Origin of the sequence: Sorangium sp. So ce693 (assembly GCF_051521375.1) — a bacterium.
Classification (GTDB): domain Bacteria; phylum Myxococcota_A; class Polyangia; order Polyangiales; family Polyangiaceae; genus Sorangium; species Sorangium atrum.
Genome location: NZ_CP150347.1, coordinates 9,336,295 through 9,362,235 on the forward strand (window position 1 = coordinate 9,336,295; position 25,941 = coordinate 9,362,235).

20 protein-coding genes are annotated in these 25,941 nt (G+C 71.8%); 11 read left to right on the plus strand and 9 right to left on the minus strand.

Annotated elements, in window-relative coordinates:
* The first annotated feature begins 9 nt into the window (after window positions 1-9).
* A complete protein-coding gene (locus tag WMF14_RS34905) occupies window positions 10-315 on the plus strand; it encodes a hypothetical protein (RefSeq protein ID WP_044966374.1) in 306 nt (101 codons plus the stop codon).
* Window positions 316-438: 123 nt separating this feature from the next.
* Here WMF14_RS34905 and WMF14_RS34910 read toward each other — a convergent pair whose 3' ends face one another.
* The 3 genes from WMF14_RS34910 to WMF14_RS34920 form a co-directional block, all read right to left on the minus strand.
* Window positions 439-993: a TerB family tellurite resistance protein gene (locus WMF14_RS34910; RefSeq protein ID WP_437324322.1), complete on the minus strand. Its 555-nt coding sequence runs from the start codon at window positions 991-993 to the stop codon at window positions 439-441.
* A gap of 122 nt (window positions 994-1,115) precedes the next feature.
* A complete protein-coding gene (locus WMF14_RS34915) occupies window positions 1,116-4,262 on the minus strand; it encodes an MXAN_5808 family serine peptidase (RefSeq protein ID WP_437793239.1) in 3,147 nt (1,048 codons plus the stop codon).
* Window positions 4,263-4,347: 85 nt separating this feature from the next.
* Entirely contained in the window at window positions 4,348-4,557 is a 210-nt protein-coding gene (locus WMF14_RS34920) for a twin-arginine translocase TatA/TatE family subunit (protein WP_272095380.1), read from the minus strand.
* Window positions 4,558-4,949: 392 nt separating this feature from the next.
* On the opposite strand from WMF14_RS34920, the gene WMF14_RS34925 reads away from it, so the two are divergent.
* The 4 genes from WMF14_RS34925 (at window position 4,950) to WMF14_RS34940 (ending at window position 9,232) form a co-directional block, all read left to right on the plus strand.
* On the plus strand, window positions 4,950-5,561 hold the full coding sequence (locus tag WMF14_RS34925; RefSeq protein ID WP_272095381.1) for a hypothetical protein: 612 nt from the start codon (window positions 4,950-4,952) through the stop codon (window positions 5,559-5,561).
* 101 nt (window positions 5,562-5,662) lie between these two features.
* Entirely contained in the window at window positions 5,663-6,316 is a 654-nt protein-coding gene (locus WMF14_RS34930) for a DUF2760 domain-containing protein (RefSeq protein ID WP_437793242.1), read from the plus strand.
* Complete coding sequence (locus WMF14_RS34935) at window positions 6,313-8,190, plus strand: Hsp70 family protein (RefSeq protein WP_437793244.1); 1,878 nt, start codon at window positions 6,313-6,315, stop codon at window positions 8,188-8,190. The genes WMF14_RS34930 and WMF14_RS34935 overlap by 4 nt, the downstream gene beginning before the upstream one ends.
* Window positions 8,191-8,350: 160 nt before the next feature.
* Window positions 8,351-9,232 (plus strand): transglutaminase family protein, encoded by an 882-nt coding sequence (locus WMF14_RS34940; RefSeq protein WP_437793246.1) that lies wholly within the window; start codon window positions 8,351-8,353, stop codon window positions 9,230-9,232.
* A 178-nt stretch (window positions 9,233-9,410) separates the two neighbouring features.
* Here WMF14_RS34940 and WMF14_RS34945 read toward each other — a convergent pair whose 3' ends face one another.
* Window positions 9,411-9,869 (minus strand): hypothetical protein, encoded by a 459-nt coding sequence (locus WMF14_RS34945; protein ID WP_437793248.1) that lies wholly within the window; start codon window positions 9,867-9,869, stop codon window positions 9,411-9,413.
* A gap of 757 nt (window positions 9,870-10,626) precedes the next feature.
* Between WMF14_RS34945 and WMF14_RS34950 the strand changes: the two genes are divergently transcribed.
* Complete coding sequence (locus tag WMF14_RS34950; protein ID WP_437793250.1) at window positions 10,627-11,967, plus strand: amidohydrolase family protein; 1,341 nt, start codon at window positions 10,627-10,629, stop codon at window positions 11,965-11,967.
* A 119-nt stretch (window positions 11,968-12,086) separates the two neighbouring features.
* Here WMF14_RS34950 and WMF14_RS34955 read toward each other — a convergent pair whose 3' ends face one another.
* Together WMF14_RS34955 and WMF14_RS34960 are read right to left on the minus strand one after the other, a co-directional pair.
* Window positions 12,087-14,528 carry a GH36-type glycosyl hydrolase domain-containing protein gene (locus WMF14_RS34955; RefSeq protein WP_272095390.1) on the minus strand — a complete coding sequence of 814 codons (2,442 nt, stop codon included), beginning with the start codon at window positions 14,526-14,528 and terminating at the stop codon, window positions 12,087-12,089.
* A gap of 369 nt (window positions 14,529-14,897) precedes the next feature.
* Window positions 14,898-15,869 (minus strand): aldo/keto reductase, encoded by a 972-nt coding sequence (locus WMF14_RS34960; RefSeq protein WP_437793253.1) that lies wholly within the window; start codon window positions 15,867-15,869, stop codon window positions 14,898-14,900.
* A 422-nt stretch (window positions 15,870-16,291) separates the two neighbouring features.
* Between WMF14_RS34960 and WMF14_RS34965 the strand changes: the two genes are divergently transcribed.
* From WMF14_RS34965 to WMF14_RS34975, 3 genes are read left to right on the plus strand one after another with little or no spacing between them, the layout of a single operon-like run.
* Window positions 16,292-17,290 (plus strand): methionine ABC transporter ATP-binding protein, encoded by a 999-nt coding sequence (locus WMF14_RS34965; protein ID WP_437793255.1) that lies wholly within the window; start codon window positions 16,292-16,294, stop codon window positions 17,288-17,290.
* Window positions 17,283-17,963: a methionine ABC transporter permease gene (locus tag WMF14_RS34970; RefSeq protein ID WP_437793257.1), complete on the plus strand. Its 681-nt coding sequence runs from the start codon at window positions 17,283-17,285 to the stop codon at window positions 17,961-17,963. The genes WMF14_RS34965 and WMF14_RS34970 overlap by 8 nt, the downstream gene beginning before the upstream one ends.
* Window positions 17,964-18,023: 60 nt before the next feature.
* Window positions 18,024-18,854 (plus strand): MetQ/NlpA family ABC transporter substrate-binding protein, encoded by an 831-nt coding sequence (locus WMF14_RS34975; RefSeq protein ID WP_437793259.1) that lies wholly within the window; start codon window positions 18,024-18,026, stop codon window positions 18,852-18,854.
* 32 nt (window positions 18,855-18,886) lie between these two features.
* Here WMF14_RS34975 and WMF14_RS34980 read toward each other — a convergent pair whose 3' ends face one another.
* Window positions 18,887-19,819: a cupin domain-containing protein gene (locus WMF14_RS34980; protein WP_437793261.1), complete on the minus strand. Its 933-nt coding sequence runs from the start codon at window positions 19,817-19,819 to the stop codon at window positions 18,887-18,889.
* 140 nt (window positions 19,820-19,959) lie between these two features.
* Between WMF14_RS34980 and WMF14_RS34985 the strand changes: the two genes are divergently transcribed.
* Window positions 19,960-20,856, plus strand: a complete 897-nt coding sequence (locus WMF14_RS34985) for an NmrA family NAD(P)-binding protein (RefSeq protein WP_437793263.1) — start codon at window positions 19,960-19,962, stop codon at window positions 20,854-20,856.
* Between the two features lie 102 nt (window positions 20,857-20,958).
* Here WMF14_RS34985 and WMF14_RS34990 read toward each other — a convergent pair whose 3' ends face one another.
* Window positions 20,959-21,630 (minus strand): hypothetical protein, encoded by a 672-nt coding sequence (locus tag WMF14_RS34990; protein ID WP_437793265.1) that lies wholly within the window; start codon window positions 21,628-21,630, stop codon window positions 20,959-20,961.
* A 654-nt stretch (window positions 21,631-22,284) separates the two neighbouring features.
* Window positions 22,285-22,794, minus strand: a complete 510-nt coding sequence (locus WMF14_RS34995) for an OmpA family protein (RefSeq protein ID WP_272095399.1) — start codon at window positions 22,792-22,794, stop codon at window positions 22,285-22,287.
* 131 nt (window positions 22,795-22,925) lie between these two features.
* On the opposite strand from WMF14_RS34995, the gene WMF14_RS35000 reads away from it, so the two are divergent.
* On the plus strand, window positions 22,926-25,826 hold the full coding sequence (locus WMF14_RS35000) for an Hsp70 family protein (protein ID WP_437793267.1): 2,901 nt from the start codon (window positions 22,926-22,928) through the stop codon (window positions 25,824-25,826).
* Window positions 25,827-25,941 lie beyond the last annotated feature (115 nt).

Here is a 25,941-nt window from a genome sequence, read left to right on the forward strand (position 1 = left end):
AGCCATCCGATGAGCAACGAGGCTTCCGGGGTCCAGGGGAGCGGGCTCTCGCGTGCGACGTCGGAGAACGACGTCGGCCCCGATCCCGTCATCGGCGCGGGCATCGCGCTGCTCGGGATCTTCTTGATGGGGGTGGGGGGCGCGCAGGGCGCGCACTACCTCTTCAACTTCGGCGTGCTCGTGGCGGTTCTCGGGGCCGTCCTGTTCGTCCTGTTCGTGGCGCTCACGGCGCTGAAGCAGCGACGGGCGCTCGGCCTCGCGAGCCGCGCTCCGAGCCCCGAGGGCAGCGCCGAGCAGCGCGACGCGCGCGACTGATCAGCCGAGCGGCGCTGGCGCCCGGCAGCAGCGCGCCGCGCGCGGCGATCTGCCGAGCGGCGCTTGCGCCCGGCGGCTGCGCGACACGCGCGACGGATCAGCCGGGCGGCGCTTGCGGCCTGGTCACGCCGGGGGCTCGCCGCCCGGATCGCTCCGGTCGTCCGGCGGCGCCGGAGAGCCAGCCTGAGGGCCGGCCTCGACGGAGAGGTCCGGCTCGATGTCAGCGAGCGAGACGCCGAGCTCCTCGGCGATGCGCTCGATCTCGGCCCGCTCGGCCGGCGTGGGCGCGCCATCCGCGGCCGCGAGCCGGATCAAGAGGCGCACGACCTCCACCCGCTCGCTCGCGTTGCAGAGCGCCTTGAGCTCGCGGTAGCAGCGGTCGACCTCGCCCTCTTGGAGCGCGGGCAGCTTGCCCTGCAGGGCGTTGAACACCGCCTCGACGCCGCTCGGCGCGAGCCCGTCGACGTGCGTGAGCAGCTCGCGGAGCAGCTCGTCTTCCTTGTCGGAGAAGCGGCCGTCGACGCACGCGACCTTGCCGAGCAGGACGATGACGGTGGCGATGTAGCGGAGGACGACCGCCTCGTCGTCCGGGAGCGCCGCGCGGAGCTCCGTCAGGAGGGCGTCGAGGTTAGGGAACGAGCCCCCCTGCTTCAGGCCGAGCCAGGCGAGGAGTCCCACGTGATGAGGCTACCAGATCCTCGCCGGGCAGGGCAGCCCGGCGGAGCCCCGCCCTCTACGCCCATCACGCCCGTCACCGCGTTCGTCCATGTCGCCGTCGCCTTGGTCCATTCCCCAGCGGCCTACTCCTCGCCGCCGCGGTCCGCAATCCAATCGTCCACGGGGTTGTCGGACTTCGGGGTCTTCAGGATCGAGCCGTCAGGCCCGTCCTTGCGCACGACGAGCGTGCGCCGCGTCGTGGTGTCGGGCGTCTCGCGCGCGACCACGGTGATCACGTTGACCCCCGGCCGGAGCGGCGCCTCGAACGAGAACTCGGCCTTCTTCGGGTCGGCGCCGTCGCGGTTCGACTTGTAGTAGAGCTTCCGCGACCCGACGAAGATGAAGGTGTCGAGCAGCCGCTCGCTGTCCGACGCCGTCCCCGTGATCTTCATGGTGCCGGCGCTCGTCGCCAGCGCCGCCGCGGCGATGTCCAGCGTCGGCGGCGCGTGCGAGTAGAGGTCCTCGAACGCGACCGCCGCCGGAGCCGGCCCGCCGCCAGGGGTCACCTCGCGCGGCGCGACGAACGCGAAGCGCCCGGCGCCGAGGTCGATCTTGACGAACCCGCCTGGCGCCTCGCCGAGCACCTTGACCACGGCGCCCGCCGCGAGCCGGCCGAAGCCGCGCGCGCTCGCCTCCGGCGACGGGAGCAGGGTCGCCCCCTCGGCCCCGGCCTTCATGGTGGAGCCGCCGCCGCTCAGCTGGATGCGCGGCGAGATCGGGATCTTCACCTTCTCGCTGGCGAACTCGCGGAGATCGCGATCGCCGACCGAGAGCGTGAGGGTCGCCTCGGGCTCCGACAGCTGCTGCTCCACGTCGAAGCTGAAGACCACCTTGCGCACGTCGCCCGGCTTGATGTTCGAGATGTCGAAGCGCCCCGCGTGCAGCATGAGCCCGTCGCCCGAGAGGTTCGCGATGTTCGCCTGCGTCTCGTACGACGGCCCCTTGCCGACGTTCTTGACGGTCAGGTACATGCTGACCCGCTCTCCCTTCTGGATGAGCCCGTCGCCGTTGCCCTCGCGGTCATCCGCGATCTGATAGGCGTACTGGAAGAGCGGACGGTCGAGCGCGCGCACCGTGGGCCGGATCTCGACCGCCGGCGGCTCCGGCGCGGCGGCGACCTCGAACTTCACCTTGAGGCCGTCGCTCCGGGAGAGGGCGTCCATCGGGATCGTGCAGACGCGCTTCTCGTTCGCCTTCCTCGGCTTCGTCGAGCCGATCTTCCGCCCCTCGACCTCGCACCAGCCGAGCGGCGCCTTCGCGCTCTTCGTCTGGCCGGGGCCGATCTTGCCGAAGATGAGCTCCTTGCTGTCGAAGTACGGGTTGTCGCTCTCCGTCGTCCCACGGAGCCGGTAGACCGGCTGCTTTCCGTTGTTCTTGACCGTGACCCGGAGCTCCATCGGCTGGCCCGCGGTCACCTCGGCGCTCGGGCGATCGGTCTCGACCTTCACGTCGAGCTCGGACTTCGCCGCCGGCGTGGCGCCCTCGGGCGCGTCGGACCAGTCGACGCCGAGCTTCGTCAGCTCGGCCGCGACCTTGCCAAGCTCCTCCTTGCCGACCTGATCGATGTAGTCGTGCATCGCCCGGAGCTGCTGGAGCCTCGGCGTGGAGGGCGGCATCCGCGCGGCGAGATCCCGCGCGAAGCGGATGGGGAAGTCGACGGCGAAGTCCTCGTCGATGTCGCCGCCGCGCTCCCGCATCTGCTCGCGCTCGGCGCTCGTGAGCTGGTAACGGACGACCTCGGACGGCTTGCCCGCGGCCGCCGCGCGCGCGTTCGAGAGGTGCGCCGAGAGATCGCGCTCCCGGAGCCCATCCTTCTGCACGGTGAGATCCATCTCGAGCTCGTCGACCGTCATCGGATCGAGCTCGATGTCCGGCGTGACGCCGACGCCCTGGATCGAGATGTCGCCCGGCGTGAGGTACTGCGCGATCGTGAGCTTGAGGGCCGCCTTCTCGGCCGTGACGTCGGGGAAGACGAGCTGCACGCTGCCCTTGCCGAACGTCTGCGAGCCGACGATGACGGCGCGATCGTTGTTCTTCAGCGCCCCGGCCACGATCTCGCTCGCGCTCGCGCTGTTGCCGCTCACGAGCACCACGATCGGGTACAGCGGCTCGGTGCCCGGCCCCTTGGCGCGCTTCTCCTCGCGCCCCTCGGAGGCGCCGACCGTGGACACGATGACGCCGTCGGCGAGGAACTTGTCGGCGATGCGCGCGGCCTGATCGAGCAGGCCGCCCGGGTTGCCGCGCAGATCGAGCACGAGCCCCTTCAGCGGACCCTTGCTGCGCAGCCCGTCGAGGGCCGCGTCGAGCTCCGCGGTGGAGGTCGCCTGGAACGTCTTGAGCCGGACGTAGCCGACGCCGCCCTCCAGGGCGCGCGACTCGACGGACCTCACCTTGATCACCTCGCGGGTCAGCTCGAAGGCCTTCGGCCCCTGCCACCCTCCCTCGCCCTCGCGGGTCAGCCACACGGTGACCGGGGTGCCCGGATCGCCGCGGAGCCTCCGCACAGCGTCGTCGAGCGGCATGTTGAGCGTCGACTCGTTGTTGATCTTCACGATCCGATCGAGCCGCTTGAGGCCCGCCCTGCCCGCGGGCGTGTCGGGCATCGGGTTCAGGACGGTGAGCATCTGGTCGCGGATCGAGATCACGACGCCGAGCCCGCCGAACGCGCCCGACGTGGAGAGGTTCATCTCCTTGTACGCCTCGGGGCTCAGGAACGTCGAGTGCGGGTCGAGCGTGTGCAGCATGCCGTTGCACGCGGCGTACTCGACGTCCCGCAGATCGACCTCGGTGCCGCGGAGGTTCTTCTGGAGGAAGGTGAAGACCTCGCGGAGGCGCGCGGAGACGTCCCAGGGGCCCTGGATGTTGTCGATCCGGAACTTCTTCTCGCTGGTCTCGACGCGGACGGTGACCTCGTTGGGATCCTCGTTGAGGACGATCACCTGCGCGACGTCGCGCTGGACGGCGTTGAGCGCCGACAGCAGCATCTCCTTCGGCTTGACGCGATCCGGCTCGACGTACTTGTCCCGGATCATCTTGAGCGTCTCGTTGACGGCCTCGAGGCGGGTGAGGTCGTACGGCGCCTTGGCCACCTGTCCGGTGACCGCGAGCGCGGGCTCGAACCCGCGCCAGAGCCCGCCAGGGCCGAACTGAAGGACGAAGTACGCTGCCAGCGGGAACGCGGCGGACACGACGAGCGCCTTGGCGATGCGCTCCATGGGTCGGTGAGGCATACGGCGATCGAGTATAGACGCGCTCCAGCGAGCGTCGACCGACGTCGATGCTCGCTGGCCCGAGCACCGCGTTCCAGCGCGGGCGCTACACGGGCTTGTGCGTGTCCTCTTGCTTTTCTTCGGGCTTCGCCGGGAGTTGCTTGGCCGCCTCCTCGTCGTCGTCGCGGAGCCCCTTCTTGAAATTCCGGATGCCCTCGCCGATCCCCTTCCCGACGTCGGCGATCCTCCCCGCGCCGAAGAGGAGCAGTGCGAGGCCTACGAGGAGGGCGATTTCAAGCGGTCCGATGCGGCCCATAGCGTTGATCCCTTGAAGGCTGCCACGCTCTCTGCGGCAGGTGGCGGCGGTCCACAGCCCGGTTCGAGTGGACCCATACCACCCATCCTCCGCACCGGCAACGCAGCGGTTCGAAGCGCGGAGACCCGTGCTAGGCTCGCGCACCGGCTTCGCTGGAGGAGAGACCAGGCGCGTGAGCACCCGCTCGCTCCGCCAGCGGTTCACAAATCAAGAACGGCTCGACGGTCCAGACGGGATCGCCAGCCGACCGGCCCGGACGCCAGCCTCGGATGAGGCAGGCGGTGATCCATGGCTCGAGCCCTCGCAGGCTTCGCGACAGTCGACACGGGGAAAACACGATGCCGATGAACCGCTTGAATCGTAAGGCAGCGCATTGTCTGGCAGGAGCGTCCGTGGCAGCGGCGGTGCTCGCCGGCGCCGCCGGGCGCGCGAGCGCTCAGCAGGCGAGCGGGGGAGACACGGTGAGCGTCGACGGCAAGGGGATCGTCGGCGGCGCGTTGCTCGGCGGCGAGGTCGTGATGCTGACCATGGGGGCGATCGGGGTCGAGCGCGCCTGGCCGTACCTCGTGTTCGGCGGGCTCGGCGCGGTGGGCGGCGGCGTCGCCGGCTACTTCGTCGAGGCCGCGGAGCCGCCCGCGGAGGTGCCGCTCTACATGCTCGCCGGGGGCATGGCGCTGGTCATCCCGACCCTCGTCGTCACCCTGAACGCCACCGCGTACAAGCCCCCCGAGTCCGACCAGAGCGAGCCGATCCGCAACGAGCCGGCCGCGGAGCCCGCGCAGCCGGGGATCAACGTCCAGCTCACGACGGACGCAGCGCAGGTCCTCCGGCGAGCCCGCCGGGAAGCGCCCCGGCTCGGCCTCGTCGACATCACGCCGCGCCGGGTCGCGCTCGGCGTGCCCGCGCTCTCGTTCAAGCCGCTCTACTCCCAGGACGAGATGTTCAAGTTCGGCGTGGCGCAGGGGCACGAGGTCCGCGTCCCCGTCCTCCGGGCGACCTTCTGAGGGGCCCGGGGTCGCCCCGGGCGGCGGCGCGGGGCAGGCGCCCCCCTGCCCCGCGCGCCGGTCTCTGTGCCGATCCCTACGCTCGGCGTTAGGCTCTCGCCGTGGCCGACCTCCACGACCCTCCGCTCCCCTGGTCCACGCGGCTCTGGTTCGCCTTCGCGTGCTTCTTCCGCGTGCTGTTCGATCCCCAGTTCGCCGAGCGGGCCTGGCAGGCGCGCGAGGCGGTCGCCGCCCTGCCGCCGGCCGAGCGCGCCGAGCCGCGGCAGCTCGAGCGAGATCGAGCAGGCGGCGCGCCCGCCGCCCCCGAGGCGGCCGCGGCTGCGGCGAGGGAGCCCGCCCCCGCGCCGGTCATCGCGCCCGCGCCGCAGGCCGCGCCCGCGGTGAGCTCGGCGCTCCAGCTGCTCTCGCTGCTCCAGCGCGAGGGGCGGCTCGTCGACTTCCTCGAGCAGGACATCGCCTCGTTCGGCGACGCGGACGTGGGCGTGGCGGCGAGGATGGTCCACGAGGGCTGCCGCAAGGCGCTGCGAAGCCACGCGAAGCTCGCGCCCGTGCGGCGCGAGGACGAGGGGGCGAAGGTGACGCTCGAGGCCGGCTACAACCCCTCCGAGATCAAGCTCATCGGCAACGTGTCCGGGACCGCGCCCTACAGAGGGGTGCTGCGCCACCGGGGCTGGCGCGCCGACGATGTCTCGCTGCCGACGCCGGTCGCCGGCCACGACGCCAGCATCATCGCCCCCGCGGAGGTCGAGCTATGAGCGCGCGCTACATCATCGGCATCGATCTCGGCACCACCCACTGCGCGCTCGCCTATGCGCGCCTGCCCGAGGACGGAGCCGACGCGCGGCTCGCGCCGTCGCCCGAGGTGATGGCCGCCCCGCAGCTCGTGGCGCAGGGGACGCTCGAGGCGCGGCCGCTCCTGCCCTCCTTCATGTACATCCCTCACGAGAGCGAGGGCCCCCAGGCGCTGCCCTGGGACGCCGAGCGGCGCTTCGCCGTCGGCGAGCACGCCCGGGCGCGCGGCGTCGACGCGCCGGCGCGCCTCATCTCGAGCGCGAAGAGCTGGCTCAGCCACGCTGGCATCGACCGGCGCGGCTCGACGCTCCCGCTCGGCGCGCCCGAGGACATCGAGAAGATCTCGCCCGTCGAGGCGTCGTGGCGTTACCTCGAGCACCTCACCGAGGCGTGGGATCACCAGTTCGCGAAGGACGATCCGGCGCTCGCCCTCGCGAAGCAGGAGATCGTGATCACGGTGCCCGCGTCGTTCGACGCCGCCGCGCGCGATCTCACGGTCGAGGCCGCGAGCGCCGCGGGGTTCGAGGACCTCACCCTGCTCGAGGAGCCGCAGGCCGCCGTGTACGCCTGGATCGACGCGGCCGGCGAGGCGTGGCGCAAGCACCTCCAGCCGGGCGACGTGCTGCTCGTGATCGACGTCGGCGGCGGGACCACCGACTTCTCCGCGATCGCCGCGGTCCCGCGCGACGGCTCGCTCGAGCTCGTCCGCGTGGCGGTCGGCGACCACATCCTGCTCGGCGGCGACAACATGGACCTCGCGCTCGCGCACGTCGTGAAGGCGAAGCTCGCCGCCGAGGGCAAGGAGCTCGATCGCTGGCAGATGTCGTCGCTGACCCACGCCGCGCGCGTCGCCAAGGAGCGGCTGCTCGGCGATCCGTCGATCAGCGAGGCGCCGATCGCGATCGCCGGCCGCGGCTCGAAGCTGCTCGGGGCGGCGATCCGGACCGAGCTCACGCGGGACGAGATCACGAGGACGCTCGTGGACGGGTTCTTCCCCGAGGTCCCCTCGTCCGCGCGCCCCGCGACCCGCGCGCGCGCCGGCCTGACGCAGCTCGGCCTCCCGTACGCGCAGGACCCGGCGATCACCCGCCACCTGGCCGCGTTCCTGGGGCGGCAGGCCGGCGCGACGTCGAAGCTTTCGGGCTTCGCCCCACAGGGAGGGGCGAACGCCGAGCCCGGCCGCGCGCCGCTCCTCCTGCACCCGACGGCGGTGCTCTTCAACGGGGGCGTCATGAAGAGCGCGGCGCTGCGCGAGCGGCTCGTCGCGACGCTCGGCGCCTGGCTCGAGCAGGACGGCGCGCCCCGGCCGCGGGTGCTCCCGAGCGACGACCTGGATCTCGCGGTCGCGCGGGGCGCCGCCGCCTACGGCCTCGCGCGGCGCGGCCGTGGGCTCCGGATCCGCGGCGGGACAGCGCGGGCCTACTACGTGGGCATCGAGGGGGCCGTTCCCGCGGTGCCCGGCCTGGAGCCGCCGATCACGGCGCTCTGCCTCGCGCCGTTCGGCATGGAGGAAGGCACCGAGGCGACGCTGCCGCCGCAGGAGTTCGGCGTGGTGGTCGGCGAGCCGGTGCGCTTCCGCTTCTTCAGCTCGTCGGTGCGCCGGGATGACCAGGCCGGGACCGAGCTCGAGAGCTGGAAGCCCGGAGAGCTCGAGGAGCTCTCGCCGATCGAGGTCACCTTGCCCGCCGAGGGCCGCCGGGAGGGCGACATGGTGCCAGTGCAGCTGCGCGCGTCGGTCACCGAGGTGGGGACGCTGCTCCTGGAGGCGATCCCCCGCGAGGCGCAGAAGCCGAACGAGCGCTGGCGGATCGAGCTGTCGGTGCGCGCCGAGGCGTGAGCGCAGGGGTGCCCGCGTCCGGAGCAGCCTGAAGCGGCACGACCCGCCGTCCGTCCTGAAGCGCAGCGCGCCCACGCGCGCTACCCTCACGGCGCGCCGCAGCATGCAGGAGGCCACGGAGCGAGAGGCCGAGCCGGGGCGCGCTCATCGAGGACACGACATGGCACTGACGATGATTCGCAGGCTCCGCGTCGTCCATTCGACGAGATATACCTACGATCGCCCGGTGGAGCGCAGCGTGCACATGCTGCATCTCTGCCCGGTGCACGACTGGGATCAACGGGTGCTCTCGCACACGCTCACGATCGATCCCTGCGTGCCCACGGTGGAGTTCGAGGACGTCTTCGGCAACCGGGTCACACGCTTCGAGATCACCGCCCCGTATACCGCGCTCACGATCTCGGCCGACTCGATCGTGGAGCTCTGCGACGCCGATCCTTTCGCGTTCGCGAAGAAGAAGATCCGGCCTGCGTTCCCCCTCGTCTGGATGCCCTGGGAGCAGGCGATCATCGCGCCGTACGTGCGCCCGGCAGAGCTCCCCGACACCCAGTTCCAGGAGCTCTTCGATTACGCCATGTCGTTCGTCGAGAAGAACGACGCGGACCTGATGGAGACGCTCTTCGCGATCAACCTGACGCTCTTCCGCGAATACAAATACGTGCCGGGCTCCACGAACCTGGCGACCACCCCGTATGACGCCTTCGTGAACCGGCGCGGGGTCTGCCAGGATTTCGCGAACCTGTTCATCTGCATGGCGCGGCTCCTCGGCATTCCGGCGCGCTACGTGTGCGGATACCTCTATACCGGCAACGTCGGCACGAGCCGCGCGGGGTCCGACGCGACCCACGCGTGGGTGCAGCTCTACATCCCGAACATCGGCTGGAAGGGGTTCGACCCCACGAACGGCGTGCTGGCCAGCCTCGACCACGTGCGGGTCGGTTACGGCCGCAACTACATGGACGCAACGCCGACGGCGGGGACGCTCTACACAGCCGCCGCCGAGACGATGAGCGTCGATGTGACGGTGGCCGAGGTCGACTAGCTCGCTCTGCTGGCTCGCCCGCTCACCGACAGACGCCTGTCGCAGCGAGGGCACAACGACATGGGAGAGCGCGAAATGGCGGCCGCGGGGGAGGCAGGCGTCCTGCCTTCCCCTGCGGCCACGGGGCGAATCGCTGAAGGTCGGTCGGACAGAGCCGCTGGACCTCAGCGCGTCGAGATCACTGGCCGTCCTGGAGACAGGCGGTCCCCTGCTCGATGCACGCGCCGTCAGCGGTGGTGGCCGCCTCGGTGCCGCACGCGTTGCACGCCTCGTCCGCCGCCTCGTCCGTTGTGCACGCGACATAGCAGGGGTCGCCCTCCGCCGCGCCGCAGGCCTCGCAGATACACTGCGTGACCGCCTCGTATTTCGGGATCGAGGACTCGCAGAGGTCCGCCGGGTCGGCGTCGGCCACGAGAGGCGCCGAGCAGGTCACGCAGTCCGCGCCGCCGCCCGTGCCGCCGGCACCGCCCTCGCCGCTGCCGCCCTGGCCGCTGCCGCCCTGGCCGCTGCCGCCCGTGCCGCCGCTTCCGCCCTCGCCGGCCGAGGTGCTCGCGGTGGTCCCGCCGCCCGAGCCCGTCGTCTCGGTGTCGTCCCCGCACCCCGCGGAGAAGGCGGTCGCGCCAAGGATGAGAGCCATCGAGCCAATGCTGACAAGATTAATATTACGCATGTTGTCCTCCGGCGCGCTCGAACGAGCGCCCGTCGTCGATCGTCGCTTCGTCTGTCAGTCCCAAGGGGACTCGCCGGTCGCGACAACCCCCGCGTGCCGGCGGCGGCACACTACTCCACCCAGGCTGTGACGCTCAACTATCTTCCATGCGGCGCGCGAAACGGCTGACCGCGCCTGGCCCGGTCGAGCGACCCCAAATACCATGGCATGCGCGTTGAGGACGAGCCGACCAGCGCCCGCGGTTCGGGGATCGCCCGACTCGGACGCCCCGACGAAACAGCACCAAAATCGCGCGTCGCGAGCCGCGCGCGCCGCCGTGGCCGGGGCTCGCGGCTCACGCTCGCCGCGAGCGTCGCACCGAATCCCGCAAGTCGCGAGTTCCGAGCCTCCTTGTGCTCCACGGAACGCCGCCCCGTCGCCGGAGCGCCACCGCCCGCGCAGCGCTGCGCCATCTCGATGCCTCGAGCGAATCTGGAGATGGCGGCGGACGTGGCCGGGAGCGCGCGCCTTCGACGACTTGAAGGTGGAAGTTGGAAAGCGCTCGTGACAGCGGCCCTGGAGCGCGGCTCTGCTATGATCAGAGGCGCGGCGCCTGCGTCGTGCGCGATCGCAGAGCCCGGCCTCGCGCTGCGATCGCGCACGACGGCGCCAGCGATACGGCCCCACGCGCGCCGCGGAGCTGCGGCGCGCGCGGGGCTCGTCGCGCGTCACGGGGGAGGGCACGATGAGCATCCGGTTGCGCGTGTTGCGCGTGTGTCTGGCGGCGACGCTCGCGGGCCTGTCCGCCTGCGCGAGCACACCCGTGCAATGGGCCTCGCCGGAAGGGCAGCCGAAGCGCCCGCCCCCGCGGGAGATCAACGCCGTCGCGCGGCCGGACGCCGCGCACTGCGCGGCGATCGTCGGGGCCACGCTCATCGACGGCCGGGGAGGGCCGCCCGTGCGCGACGCCGTCGTCGTGGTCCGGGGCGACCGCATCGTCGCCGCGGGCGCGCGCGGCGCCACCGACGTCCCGGCCGGCGCGGAGGTCGTCCGCGGCGCGGGGCTCTGGGTGCTGCCCGGCCTCATCGACGCGCACTTCCACCTCGAGGGCGATGACGGGCTGCCCGGCGTCATCCTGCAGCGCGGCGTCACCTCGCTGCGCGAGCCGGGGAACTGGATCGAGGCGTACGACGCCGCGCGCAAGCTCGGCCCGACGCCGCGGCTCTTCCTGGCGGGGCCGCTGCTCGACGGGCCGTATCCGGCCTATCCGGAGAACGCGATGCTGGTGCGCGACGCGGCCGAGGCGCGCTGGGCCGTCGATCAGCTGGTCGAGCGCGGGGCATCGGCCATCAAGGTCTATTTCCGCCTGCCCCTCGGGCTCGTCGAGGAGATCGCCAAGGCCGCGCACGCGCGCGGGGTGATCGCCGTCGCGCACCTCGAGACCGTGGACGCCGCGGCCGCGGTCCGCGCCGGGCTCGACGGCATCGAGCACATCACGTCGCTCGGCACGGCCCTCGTGCCGCCGCGCGAGGCGGAGCGCTACCGCCAGTCGGTGATCGCCGACAACGACGCGCGCTTTCCGGGGCGCTACGAGATCTTTCGCGGCATCTCCCTCGGCGCGCCGCGGACCCGAGCGCTGCTCGGGCTGCTCGTGGCGCGGGGCACCTTCCTCACCCCGACGCTCGCCATCTTCGAGCGCCGCGCCGGCGACGCGGGCGCGACGGAGACCGAGGTGCGCGGCTTCGAGAACATGATGAAGCTCACCCTCGCGGCGCGTCGCGCCGGCGTGCGGGTGGTCGTCGGCTCCCACGGCAAGGCGCCGGGCGCCGAGCGAGGCTGGGCCTACCAGCACGAGATGGAGCTGCTCGTCGAGAGCGGCCTCTCGCCCATGGAGGTCCTCGTCGCTGGCACGCTGGAGAACGCCAGGTACTTTCGCGTCGACGACCGGCTCGGCAGCGTCGAGCCGGGCAAGCTCGCCGACCTCGTCCTGGTCGAAGGCGACCCGCTCGCGGACATCCGGGCGATGCGCCGTGTGAAGCGGGTCATGCTGAACGGGAGGTGGGTCGGCCCGGCTCAGGCCGAGTGAGCCGCACGCGCGCTCGCCGCCGCGGGCTCGGCGCGCGCGTTACGTGGAGTTGCGCGGGCAGGACGAGCGCACGCGGAGCGCGCCGCCGCCATCGCGCGGCGCGCTCCGACAGAGGGCCTTCAGCCCATCTCGATCTCGACGCGCACCGTCGAGCCGGCCGGCGACAGGGGAATCACGTTCCCCGCGACGGTCTTGCCGTCCACGGTCAGCTTCTTCACGCCCTTGCACACCCCCGAGTTCTTGACGCTGATCTCGTAGGTGGCGCCGCGGAAGCGGCGGGAGATGGAGAAGCTCTTCCACGCCTTGGGCACGCAGGGATCGAGCTTCAGCCCGTCGTACTGGGGCTGCACGCCGAGGATCCCCTGGCTCACGGACACGAACGTCCAGGCCGCCGTGCCGGTGAGCCAGGCATTCTTGGCTTCACCGAAGACCGGGGCGTCCTTGCCAGCGATCATCTGCGCATAGACGTAGGGCTCGGCGCGATAGGTCTCGATCTGGCTCTCCTTCGCCGAGGGGCAGATGGAGAGATAGTACTCCAGCGCGCGCTCCCCTTCGCCGAGGAGACACCAGCCGAGGTGGATCCAGGTGTTGTTGTGGCAGAAGATGCCCGCGTTCTCCTTCACGCCCGGCGGATACGAGGTCACCTCACCGAGCTCGAGGTGATAGGTCGTGTACGCGGGCTGCTGCAGCACGATGCCGTTCTTCGTGTAGAGGTGCTTGTGCACGCTCTCCATCGCCTGCTTGGCGCGGCCGTTGTCCGCGCCGGCGCCGCCCAGGACGCACCAGCCCTGGCTCTCGATGAAGATCTTCCCCTCCTCGTTCTCCTTGCTCCCGACCGGCCGGCTCTCGGCGTCGTAGGCGCGGCGGTACCACTCGCCGTCCCAGGCCTCCTTCTCGATGACGGCCAGCATCTCCGCGTACTGCTCACGCATGCGCGCAGCGTCGGACTTCTGGCCCATCCAGTCGTACAGGGCCGCCATCTCGCGGCTGGCATAGAGGAAGAGGCCGGCGATCATCACGGACTCGGCCTTCGAGTCCTTCACGTCGCCCGCGGTCTGGAAGCTCTCGTTGGGCTCGGTGCTGAAACAGTTCAGGTTGAGGCAGTCGTTCCAGTCCGCGTGGCCGATCAGCGGCAGGCCGTGCGGGCCCCGCTTCTTCATCGTGTAGGCGATGGACGTCTCGAGGTGGTGAAGGAGGTCCTCCTTCGAGCCCGGCTTGTCGGCGTAGCCCACAGCCTCCTTGAGGATGGCCTTGTCGCCGGTCTCCTTGATGTACGCGCACGTGGAGAGGATCAGCCACAGGTGATCATCGTAGAAGTCGCCGCCGATGTCGGCGTTCCCCTTCTTCGTCAGCGGCTGGTACTGGTGGTAGCAGGTGCCGTCGCTGAGCTGGGTGGCGGCGATGTCGAGGATGCGCTGGCGGGCGCGCTCGGGGACGAGGTGCACGAAGCCCAGGAGATCCTGGTTCGAGTCGCGGAAGCCCATGCCCCGGCCGATGCCGGTCTCGTACATGCTGGCCGACCGAGAGAGGTTGAAGGTCGCCATGCACTGGTACTGATTCCAGGTGTTGAGCATGCGTGTCGCGTGCTCGTCCGGGCAGTCGGCCTGGAAGTTCGAGAGGATCCCGGCCCAGTCCGACTTCAGCTGGGCGAACGCGCCGTCCACGACGCCGGGCGCCGAGTACTTGGCGAGGATCTCCTTGCCCTTCTGCTTGTTCAGGACGAAGGGCGCCTTGAACTTGGGCAGGTCCCCGTGGTCCACGTACGAGAGCACGAAGCTCATCGTCTCGCTCGCGCCGGGCTCGAGCGAGAGGCTCACCTGGTGGCTGCCGATCGGGTTCCAGCCGAACGCCTTGGAGTTCGTGGCCTTCCCCTTGGCCGGCACCTGGGCCTCGTGGAGGCCGTGGTGGACGCTGCCGCAGAAGGCGTCACGGCTCGTGTCGAACCCGTCGATCGCGCGCGTGCAGGCGAAGAGCGTGTAATGGGAGCGGCGCTCGCGGAACTCGGTCTTGTGATAGATGGCGCTCCCCTCGATCTCCACCTCACCGATGGAGTAGGTGCGCTGGTAGTTCGTCATGTCGTTGAGCGCCTCGAAGAAGCAGAACTCCTGAAAGGAGAAGAGCTGGATGTCCTTCTTCGAGCCGCTCTTGTTGGTGACCCGGGTGCGCCAGATCTCCACGTTCTCGCCGGGAACGATGAAGAAGAGGACCTCCACCTCGACGCCGTTCTTCTCGCCCGTGATCTTCGTGTAGCCCAGGCCGTGGCGGCACTCGTAGCGATCCAGGGCCGTCTTGAGGGGCTTCCACATGGGGTTCCACACGACCCCGCCGTCGTTCACGTACAGGTAGCGCCCGCCGAGGTCCATCGGCACGTTGTTGTACCGGTAGCGCGTCAACCGGCGCAGCTTGGCGTCCTTCCAGAACGTGTAGCCGCCGGCCGTGTTGGTGCAGAGGCCGAACATCTCGTCCGAGCCCAGGTAGTTGAGCCAGGGCAGCGGCGTGTCGGGCCGGGTGATGACGTACTCGCGGCTCTCGTCGTCGAAGTGGCCGTACTGATTGCTCATGGACGCGCGGTCTCCGTGGATAGCGACAGAAAAAAACCCGGAGGCAGCGCTGCCCCGGGTCGGATAAGCCGATGATTGTCAGGCCTGGGGCCTCCGAGCGAGCTCAGAGGGTCGCCACTCTAGACCCCGGCGCCTCCGCTTGTCAACGGGGCCTGGGGGCGCGCTCGCCGGCGTTTTGCCAGGGAGAACGCCGCGCTCCGTCGCACTCCGTCGCGCTCCGTCGCGCTCCGTCGCGCTCCGTCGCGCCGTGTTGCGCGTTGGCGCATGGTTGGTGTGCGGCAGACAACGCAGGATTGCAGTGAAGGAGAAATTTTACACACCGAAGCTCCGCGGGCCGCGCCTCGCTCGCGGAGCCGCGTATCCGCCGCTTCAACCGGCCTTGAACGTGTCGTAACGGCCGGCGCGCGGCGCGACGCGCGCCTCCAGCGCAGCGCGCTCCGCGGGCGGCATCGGGAAGGAGAGGGACCGCGCGCCCAGGTTCTCGCGCACCTCGGCGATCGACGAGCAGCCGATGATCACCGTGTCGGCGTGGCTCGCCGCGTAGTGGATGAGCTCGCTCGCGCTCGCGGCGCGATCCTGGAGCAGGCGGCCCGCGGCCATGATCTTCATGCCGATGACGCCGACTCCGCGCCGCCGCGCCTCCTCGACAACGGTCGTCAGGAACGGTCGCCGCGCCGGATCTGCGGGGTTTACCGCGCAGAGCACGGTGTCCACAGGATACCGCCGCATCGCCTCCAGGAGGATCCGCGGGTCGTGGTGGCCGGTGATCCCGACGTGGCGCACGCGGCCGTCCGCCCTGGCCTGCTCCACGGCCTCGATGGCGCCCCGCTTGCCGAAGATGGCGTCGAGCTCCTCGACCTCCCGCAGATCGTGCAGCTGCCATAAATCGAGGTGGTCTGTCCCGAGCCGACGCAGGCTGTCGTCGAGCAGCCGCAGCGCGCCGTCGCGATCGCGCGCGTGGGTCTTGGAAGCGAGGAAGACCTGCTCGCGCGCCTTCGGGCCGGCGGCGCGGAAGGCCTCACCGTAGTAGTCCTGGCTCTGCTGGTATGCGGGCGCGGTGTCGCAATACCTGACCCCGAGGCGCAGGGCCTCCAGGATCACGGGCACCGCCTCGCGGTGACGGCCGGTCGTCCGGAGGATCCCCTCGCCCCCGAGCGACACCGGCTCCACCTGCGCGCCGGTCCGCCCGAGCGTGCGGGCCGGCCCCCCGGCGGCCGCAGGCGCCGCCGGCTGCCCGTCGCCGGCTGCCCCGACCGCGGCGGCCGCCGCGGTCGTCGCGACCGCCCTCAACATGCCACGACGGCCGTCTTCGGCACCTCCTGTCTCGCTCGGCTCGCGCATGGGGCCCTCCTGGAGACAACCTTATCAACCGAAGGGTCACACGTAAACCGGGGGCAGGATCCATGAAGTCACGGCTCCGGCGAGCGGTCCCACGCGGACGAGCGCCGCGGGCGCGCCGATCTCACGGCGCGGCAGCCTGCGGGGCGGCCCCTGGCCTGCCCATCTCATCAAGCCTCATCAGCCTGTCAGAGAGCCTTGGCGTCGTTCCTGCCCGGAGGGGGTCGTAGAGCTGGTGGCGGGGCAGCAGGCGGCGCGGGCGCGCTGCTGCGTGGGCAGCAATCGTGGGGCCTCGTGTTGCTAGGGCACGACGTGGACGCTACAAGCGGATCCACGGCTTCTGCGCGAGCGACACAGCTGTCGCTCTCCGCTGGTGGCCCGCTCCCGGAGACCGCTGCGGGGCGGGTGGGAGGTGGTCATCGGCCGTGATCGAGCTGCGTGACGTCAGCAAGGTATACCGGCACGGCGGGCGCGAGGTGACGGCGCTGGAGGGCGTCTCCTTGCGCGTGGCCCCCGGCGAGGTGTTCGGGGTGCTAGGGCACAGCGGCGCGGGCAAATCCACCCTCATCCGCTGCGTCAACCTGCTTGAGCGGCCCACCGCAGGTGAGGTGAAGGTCGAGGGACGGGACATGCTGGCGCTCGGCCCGCGGGAGCTCCGGCAGGCCCGCCAGGGCATCGGCATGATCTTCCAGCACTTCAATCTCTTCTCCGCGCAAACCGTGGCAGAGAACATCGCCTATCCGCTGGCCATCGCGGGCTGGCCGCCGGGCCGCATCCGCGAGCGGGTGGAGGAGCTCCTCTCGCTGGTCAACCTCTCGGACAAGGCGTGGGCCTACCCGGCCCAGCTGTCCGGCGGCCAGAAGCAGCGGGTGGGGATCGCCCGGGCGCTCGCGCCGCGGCCGCGCGTGCTGCTGTCGGACGAGGCCACCTCCGCCCTCGACCCGGAGACGACGCGCGCGGTGCTCGGCCTGCTGCGGGACATCAACCGGCAGCTGGGGCTCACCATCCTGCTCATCACCCACCAGACGGAGGTGCTCAAGGAGATCTGCCACTCAGCGGCCGTGCTGGAGCGTGGCCGGGTGGTCGAGCAGGGCAAGGTCGTCGACCTGCTGGCGCTGCCCGGCGCGCGCTTGAGCGCGCTATGTTACCCGCCCTTCACCGCGGGCAGCTGGCCTGTCCGCCCCGGAGGCCGCCTCGTCTGCCTGTCCCTCGCCGGGGACGCCGCCGCTCAGCCGGTGCTCGCCGTGCTGGCGCGCCGCTTCGGCGTGGACGCCACCCTGCTCGAAGGCACGCTGGAGCGGGTGGGAGGCGTCCCGGTGGGCCGGCTGCTGGTCGAGCTCACCGGCGCCCCCGAGGCGCTGGAGCAGGCGCTGAGCCACCTGCGCGAGCAGCGTTGTCTGTCGGAGCCCGTCGCCCATGCCTAGCGAGCTCGTAGCGTCGCTGTGGACAGCCACCGTCGAGACGCTCTACATGGCGTCGGTCTCCGCGATCCTGGTCGCGCTCGCGGGGCTCCCGCTCGGCGTGCTGCTGGTGATCACCGACCGCGGCGGGCTCTGGGAGCGGCCGCTGCTCAACCGCTCGCTCGGCACGCTCGTGAACGTGGGGCGCTCGGTGCCGTTCATCATCCTCATGGTGGCCATCGTGCCGCTCACCCGGCTCCTCGTCGGCACCACCATCGGCACCACGGCCGCCATCGTGCCGCTGGTCGTCGCTGCGATCCCCTTCATGGGGCGCGTCGTGGAGCAGAGCTTGCGGGAGGTGGACCCTGGGCTCCTGGAGGCGGCGGTGGCGATGGGCTCCACGCACCGGCAGGTGATCCTCCGGGTGCTCCTGCCCGAGGCGCTGCCGTCCCTCGTGCGCGGCACGGCGCTCATGGTGATCAGCGTGCTCGGATACAGCGCCATGGCGGGCGCCGTGGGCGGCGGCGGCCTCGGCGACCTGGCCGTGAAATACGGTTACATGCGCTTTCGCACCGATGTGATGCTGGGCTGTCTCGTCGTGCTCCTCGCGCTGGTGCAAGGCGTCCAGCTGCTCGGGGACCGCCTCGCCTCCCGGCTCGACCGCACGAGCCCCCGGGGCGCCGGCGCCCGCGATTGACCCTGTTGCAGGGGCCTGGCCCGCGCCGCCTCGCCCCATGAACCCTCCGGAGGACGGACCATGAAGGGAACCCCAGCGATCGTTGTCTCAGCGCTCCTGCTCTCGGTGACGGCGCTGCTCTCCAGCTGCGGTAAGCCGGACGAACCCGCCGGCGCTGGCGGCAGCCGCACCTTGAAGGTCGGCGCCACCCCGGTGCCGCACGCGGAGATCCTCCGGGCGGCCGCGCCGCTGGCCGAGCGGGAGGGTGTGAAGATCGAGGTGGTCGAGTTCACCGACTACATCCAGCCGAACATCGCGCTTTCCGACGGCCAGCTCGGCGCCAATTACTTCCAGCACGTGCCCTACCTGGAGCGCTTCAGCGCCGATCGCCAGCTCTCGCTGAGCAGCGCGGCGGCTGTGCACCTCGAGCCACTGGCCCTTTACTCCACCAAGCACGCTCGCCTCGAGGACCTGCCCGAGGCAGCGCAGGTGACGATCCCGGCCGACCCGACCAACGGGAGCCGGGCCCTCCAGCTCCTGGCCCAGCACGGGCTCTTGCGCCTCCGCGAGGGGGCTGGGGTCGCCGCGACCGTGAAGGACGTGCTCGACAGCCCGCGCAAGCTCGCGCTGCGGGAGATCGACGCCGAGCAGCAGCCGCGCACGCTGGCGGACGTCGACGCCGCCGTCATCAACGGCAACTACTTCCTCGAGGCGCAGAAGAACCTGAAGCTGGACGCGAAGGTGCTCGCCCGCGAGTCCGCCAAGGGCAACCCGTACGCGAACGTGCTGGCGGTGCGGAAGGGCGATGAGGCGCGGCCCGAGGTGCAGGCGTTGATCAAGGCGCTGCACTCCGACGAGGTGCGGCGCTTCATCGAGTCCAGCTACGGCGGCGCGGTGGTGCCGGCGTTCTGAGGCGCGCGCCAGCCGGCGCTCCAGAGCGGGCGCTACCGGTCGGACGGGGCGCGCGCCTTGCGCCGGTAGGCGCCCGGGGTCTCGCCCATGTGGCGCTTGAAGGCCTTCACGAACGCGCCGTCGGTGGCGTACCCCATGGAGCTTGCCACCGACGCCGTGCTCGCGGCCTCGTCGGCGAGCAGCTCGGCGGCGCGGTGCATGCGCCAGCGCGTCAGGTACTCGAGCGGCGCGACGCCGAGCGCCCCCTTGAAGCGGGCGGCGAAGGCCGAGCGCGACACGCCCGCGACGCGCGCGAGCGCCTCGACCGTCCACGGGTCGGCGGGCCGCTCGTGCATCCGCTGCAAGGCGGCGCCGAGGGTGGGGTCCCAGAGCGCCCGCAGCCAGCCCGGCTGCCCGCATGTGACGCCCGCGACATGGGTGCGCAGCGCCTGCACGAACAGCACGTCGGCGAGGCGGCCCGCGACAAGCTCGTAGCCGGGCAGCTCCGCGTCCATCTCGGCGGCGACGAACTGCAGCGTCGACTCGAGCCACCGGGTCGCGACGCCGCCGTCGCCCTGCACGTGAATGAGCTCGGGCAGGCTCGCGAGGAGCGGGTTCAGGCGCGCGTCGGCGAAGTGAAGGCCGCCCGCGACGATCGTCGTCGGCGCCCCATCGCCGCCGTAGTGCACGATGCCCCCGCATCGGCCCCCGCGCTGCGCGTACACCACCTCTGGCGAGACGGCGCGCGAGCCGGGGCGGTCGCGCAGCGTATGCGCGAGCCCGGCGCGCAAGAAGACGACATCGCCGGGCGCCAGCGTCAGGCGGCGCCCGCCCGCGTCGAGCACGCAGCCGCCCCGCGAGAGCGCGTAAAACGTCGTCACGTCGTGCGCGTCGATCCGCATGCCCCAGGGCGCCTTCAGCTCGAGCCGGCCGTAGATCTGGCTCCGCAGCTGGACGCTGCGGAGCGCCTCCGTCAGGACGTCCATGCATCTTCCTCTCTGGACGATCGAACCATTTCTATGGACGCTACAGCGCTGTTCGTCTCCTCGCGAGCCCTTATCGTGGAGTGCGTGGGGGGCCGGCGCTGCTGCGCCACGGGCCCGACCCACGCGAAGGGAGACCAGTCATGACCACGAAGGAGAGGCTCGTCCTCGTCACCGGCGCTACCGGACAGCAGGGCGGCGGCACGGCGCGGGCGCTGCTGTCGCGCGGCGTTCGCGTCCGTGCTCTTGTCAGAAATCCCCAGGGAGAGCCCGCCGCGGCGCTGCGCCGGCTCGGAGCAGAGGTCGTGGGCGGCGACCTGGGCGACCGCGCCTCGCTCGAGGCCGCGGCCCGGGGGGCGGACGCCGTCTTCAGCGTGCAGCCGAGCGAGGGGCAACCGCAGTACGGCGTCACGTCGGAGGACGAGGCGCGCTTCGGCAAGAACGTCGCCGACGCCGCGCGCGCGGCGAGGGTCCGGCACCTGGTGTACACCTCGATGGCCGGCCTCGAGCCGGGCACGGGTGTCGGCCACTTCGAGAGCAAGTGGCAGATCGAGACGTACGTTCGCTCGCTCGACGTGCCCTTCACCATCCTGCGCCCGGGGGCGTTCTTCGAGCTGCTCACCCAGCCGCAGTTCTACGCGGCGCCGGGGAAGTTCACGTTCTTCTACCCACCGGGGCACCGTATCCCCTTCATCGCGGCCGAGGACATCGGCGCGATCGCGGCCGCGGTCCTCGCTGCGCCCGAAGCCTTCGCAGGCAGAACCCTCGAGCTCGGAGGCGACGTATTGACCGGCGTCGAGACGGCGGCCGCGCTCGGGCGCGCGACGGGGCAGCCGCTCGCCTATGCGCGCATCCCAGCCGAGGCCCTGCGCGAAAATCCCCTGTTCGAGCGCATCGTGGAGGCCGCGGTCAAGCTCCGCGTCGACATCGACGTCGCCTCGCTGCGCGCGCTTCACCCGACGCTGAAGACGCTCGCGACCTGGCTCGAAGAAGGGGGCGTCGCGCGCATTCCCGTCACGTCGCGCAGCGGCGCGCGATGAACATCGGGCCTCGGCAGAGCCGAGCTCAGCGGGCCAATGATCCGGCCATTCACGGCCTCAGGGACGCGCCTTGGGCACTCGGAAGCAGCCGTCAGCCCCTCGCTACCACCGGTCGTCGGAGTCGTCGTCGTCCGACCCCCTGCCCCGGTCCGACCGATCGTCGTCCTCGAACACCAGCCTGCCAATCACCACCTGACGCACCGTCGCGGGGTAATAGGCCGTGACGGCGGCCGTGCTCCAGGTGTGCCCGACGATGGTGTTCGAGGTGTTCGTATAGAGCCGCATCGTCCCATAGCCGGCGCCGGAGGCCCCCCGGCCGCTCGAGGCGTACCTGGAGTCGGACGAGCCGTGGTGCGTGCTCGTCGAGTCGACGATGCTCGCCTCGAACTGGAATGTGCCCGCGACGAGGGGGCTGACGGGGAGCTTCGCCCTCGGCGCCCGGCGGAGGATCGCGACGTGTCCTGTCGACGACTCGCCAGCGGGGTAGCGGATGGCGATGATGTCGGCGGCGCGCGCGTCCCTGGGGTCGTGGATCCTCTCGAATCCATTCTCCTCGACGATGGCGTCGTAGTAGGCGGCCGCGCTCGGGCTCCGGCTGCCCAGCCAGTCGCTCAGCGATGCTTCGGTGAAGCCGTAGCCCCGCTTGAGCAGCTCCGTCAGGAAGGTGGCGCACTGCGTCCGGTTCGCGTAGCGCCGCGCGCCGGCCACACCAGCCCAGCTGATGAAGCTGGGGCTCGAGTTGTATTCGTTGTTCTCAGTGCTGATGTTGTCCACGAGGCTCTCCGCCCACCTGAGATGGTCGACGTGATGCGCAGCGGCGGTGCGCGGCGAAAACCACACGAGCCCCGGAAGGACGAGACAAGCGATCTCCAGCATACGACGACGAACGCTCGCCATGATCCACCTTGGAATGCAATGAGTTGCTCGAACTGGCGCGTCGCACTCAGCGCGCGGATTCCCGTGATGTATTAAGTACGATCGAGAGGCGCCGTTCAATACAAATTTGCAGCACAATCATCTTTGGGAGTTGATTGTCCCACAGGCGCACAGACGGACAGGCATCCTCTCGTGCCGTGCGCCTCGCGGGGCGCACGGCGATGCGATAGGCAGCGCTGCGCGGGCGAGCTGCGCGAGGACGGAAGGAAGGGCGACGAGCGTAATGGGGGCAACGAACGAAGCCGAGGCGACCGACGTGACCGACGTGACCGACGTGACCGACGCGACCAACAACCAGCGGGCCAGTGCGCCGCAACCCGGCGACAAAACGGCGCACGCGCTGACGTCGATCGAAATCAGTCGATTTCGAATGAGGGGCTGTGTTAACCTGGCCTGTTGTTCCGAGACCTGGGTGGCCCAGGGAGAAGGCTCGGGGAGGGGCGTGCCTTACCTGGAGCGACGAGCGGGCGGCCTCGGTCGGCCGCCAGCGGGTCACTTCGACTTGATGCGGAACTCCACGCGCCGGTTCATGGCGCGGCAGCCCTCGTCGTTCGTGAAGCAGAGAGGCGCGCCGGCGCCGTAGCCCGGCGCCGTCATCGGCGTCGCGACGCCGTGCTGGACGAGGTAGCGGACCACGGCGTTCGCGCGGCGCTCGGACAGCTTGATGTTGTGATCCACGCTGCCCTGGTTGTCCGTGTGCCCCTCGACCGTGAGCGCGGTGATCTCCGGGTGCGTCCGCAGGATGTTCGCCACCGCGTCGAGGACCGAGAACGACTCCGGCCGGATCTCGTCCTTGTCGAGGTCGTAGAAGATCGGCCGGGCGATCTTGATGCGATCCCCCTCGATGACCGCCTCGGCAGGCGCCGCCGGCTGGACGACCACCGGAGGAGGAGGCGGCGGCGGCGCCGCGCTCGCCGCCACCGACATCTCGGTCTTCGCCGACCCGCACCCCGCCGCAAGGGCGCCCAGGACCACAAGCCAGATCGCTCGGTTCGCTCGCATTTCGCGGCTCTAGCACGGGGAATCGCCCGGAAGAACCGGAAGAAGCGCGCGGGCGCGCGCGAGCCGGCGCGGCGGCGCGCCGGACCTGCGGAATGCGCCGCGGCGATCCAGTATCGTTGCTGCGCGCACGCATGTCCGCCCCCGCGAAGAGCTCGAGCCTGATCGTCGGAATCGACCTCGGCACCACGCACACCGTGGTTGCGTGGGCCGAGCGCGACGCCGATCCCGGCGCGATCCGCGTCTTCTCGATCCCGCAGCTCGTGACGGCCACCGAGATCGAGGCGCGCCCGCTGCTGCCGTCGCTGCTCTACGCGCCCCTCCCCGGCGAGGCGCCGGCCGATCCGTTCGGCGACGCGCCCTTCGCGATCGGCGAGCACGCGCGCCGGCGCGGCGGCGAGATCCCCGGGCGGCTCATCGCCTCGGCGAAGAGCTGGCTCTGCCACCCCGCCGTCGACCGCACGGCGCCCATCCTGCCATGGGGCGCGGCCGAGGAGGCGGCCTCCCTGCCGCGCGTCTCGCCGCTCGACGCGAGCGCCCGGATCCTCGCCCACGTGCGGCGCACCTGGGACGACGCCTTCCCGGAGCGCCCGCTCGCGGCGCAGGAGGTCGTGCTCACCGTGCCGGCCTCGTTCGACGAGGTCGCGCGCGAGCTCACCGTCGAGGCCGCCCGCCGCGCCGGCCTCTCGGCGCGCCTCCTCGAGGAGCCGCAGGCCGCGTTCTACGACTTCATGCGGCTCGCCGGCGCCGAGGGCCTCGACGCCCTGCTCGCCCGCTCGGGCGGCGAGGCGATGGTCCTCGTCTGCGACGTCGGCGGCGGCACGACCGATCTGTCGCTCATCCGGGTGGCCCAGGGCGCTGACGCGGCCAGGGGCCGCCCCGAGGTCTCGCGCGTCGCGGTCGGCCACCACCTCTTGCTCGGCGGCGACAACATGGACCTGGCGCTCGCCCACCTCTGCGAGCCGCGCCTCGTGGGCGCAGGGGAGAAGCTCGACCCGGCGCGCTTCGGGCAGCTCGTGCTGGCCTGCCGCGCCGCCAAGGAGCGCCTGCTCGCCGGCGGCGCGTCGTCGGGCGGCGCCGGCAGCGCCGCGCCGTCCGACGGCGCCGGCAGCGCCGCGCCGGCGCCGCCGGACGACGCGCCGGTCACCGTGCTCTCGCAGGGCGCGCGGCTCGTGGGCGGCGCGCTGACGACGCGCCTCGGCCGCGAGGAGGTCGAGGGCGTCGTGCTGGACGGCTTCTTCCCGGAGGCGCCGCGGGACGCCCGGCCGCAGCGCGGGCGGAGCGGGCTCGTCGCGTTCGGCCTGCCCTACGAGCGGGACGTCGCGATCACCCGGCACGTGGCCTGGTTCTTCGCGCGCCACGCCCCCGAGGCGCGAGGGCCGACCGCGCTGCTCCTGAACGGCGGCGTCTTCCGCGCCCGCCGCGTCGCGGAGCGCCTCGCGCAGGTCGTCGAGCGCTGGGGCGGCCCGCCGCTCGATCTGCTCCCGCACGCCGATCCCGACCTCGCGGTGGCGCGGGGCGCGGTCGCGTACGGCCTCGCCCTCGCGGGCCGCGGCGTGCGCATCGAGGGGGGCGCGGCGCGCGGCTACTACGTCGGCCTCGAGCCGCCGGCCGCCGGGGGGCCGCGGCCGGCGGTCTGCGTCGTGCCGCGCGGCGCGAAGGAGGGCAGCGTCCACGCGGCGGCCGGGCGGACGTTCGCCCTCGTCGTGGGGCGCCCGGTGCGGTTCGACCTGTTCGCGTCGGACGACGCGCGCGCCGATCGCGCGGGCGACCTCGTCCCCCTCGAGGACGACCGGTTCGAGGCGCTGCCGCCGATCGCTGTGGCGTTCGACGCGGGGGACGCGGCGCGCGCCGCGACCGGAAAGCAGGCGGAGGTGCGGGTGCAGATCGAGGGGGAGCTCACCGCGATCGGCACCCTGGACCTCGCCTGCGTCGAGGTGGACGCCGCGGCGCCGCGCCGATTCCGCCTGGCGTTCCAGCTGCGCGAGGACGGCCGCGGCGCGCGCGCGGCCGAGACCGCGGGAAGCGCGCCGGACGGCGCCCCGGCGGAGCGGGCGCAGGCGAGGCCTCACGCCGCGGCGACGCCAGGCGGCAAGCGCCTCGACGAGGCCCGGGAGGCGATCGAGCGGGTGTTCGGCAAGGGGCGGCCCGACGTGGCGCCGCGGGAGGCGAAGAACCTCGTGCGCGAGCTCGAGCGCGTCCTCGGGGAGCGCGCCGCCTGGACGACGGAGACCGCGCGGGCGCTGCTCGACACCCTCGTCCCGAGCGCGCGCTCGCGGCGGCGCTCGGCCGATCACGAGCGCGTGTTCTGGTCGCTCGCCGGCTACTGCCTCCGCCCCGGGTTCGGCGACGCGGGCGACCCGGCGCGCGTCGCCGCGCTCGCGCCGCTCTTCGCCGAGCGGCTGGCGTTCCCGCAGGAGGCGCGCTCCTGGCAGCAGTTCTGGATCGCCTGGCGCCGCATCGCGGGCGGCCTCGACGAGCCGCTGCAGGTCGCGATCCGGGATCTGGCGGATCCGTTCCTGGCCCCGGCCGAGCAGCGGCTGAAGAAGCCGAAGGGGGTGAAGCCGGAGGCGCTCGACGATCTGCTCGAGCTCTGCGCGTCGCTGGAGCGCGTGCCCGCGGGCCGGAGGAGCGAGCTCGGCGCGTGGATCCTGGAGCGCACGTGGACCGACCGCGACGCGCGGCTCTGGGCGGCGATCGGCCGCCTCGGCGCGCGCGTGCCGGCCTACGCGAGCGTCCACCATGTGGTGTCGCCGGCGGCGGCCGAGCGGTGGCTCGACCACCTGCTGCGCGAGAAGTGGCAGGAGCTGCCGTCCGCGGCGCCGGCCGCGGTGCAGCTCGCGCGCAGGACCGGGGACCGGGCGCGCGACGTCTCGGACCGGGTCCGCGGCGAGGTGGAGCGGCGGCTCGTCAAGGCGGGCGCGCCCGAGGCGTGGCTCAAGGCGGTGCGCGAGGTGGTGGCCGTCGAGGAGTCCGAGCGCGCGGCGTTCTTTGGAGAGGGGCTGCCGGTGGGGCTGCGGCTCGTGGGAGAGTAGGGAAAGCGCTTCTGCACGCTTCGAGATCGACTGACGGTCTCACTTCCAGAGAGAGCAGGCGCGGTCCACGCACCCGCAGGCCGCCTCCGGGCTCAGGCGGTCACATGTCGAGATC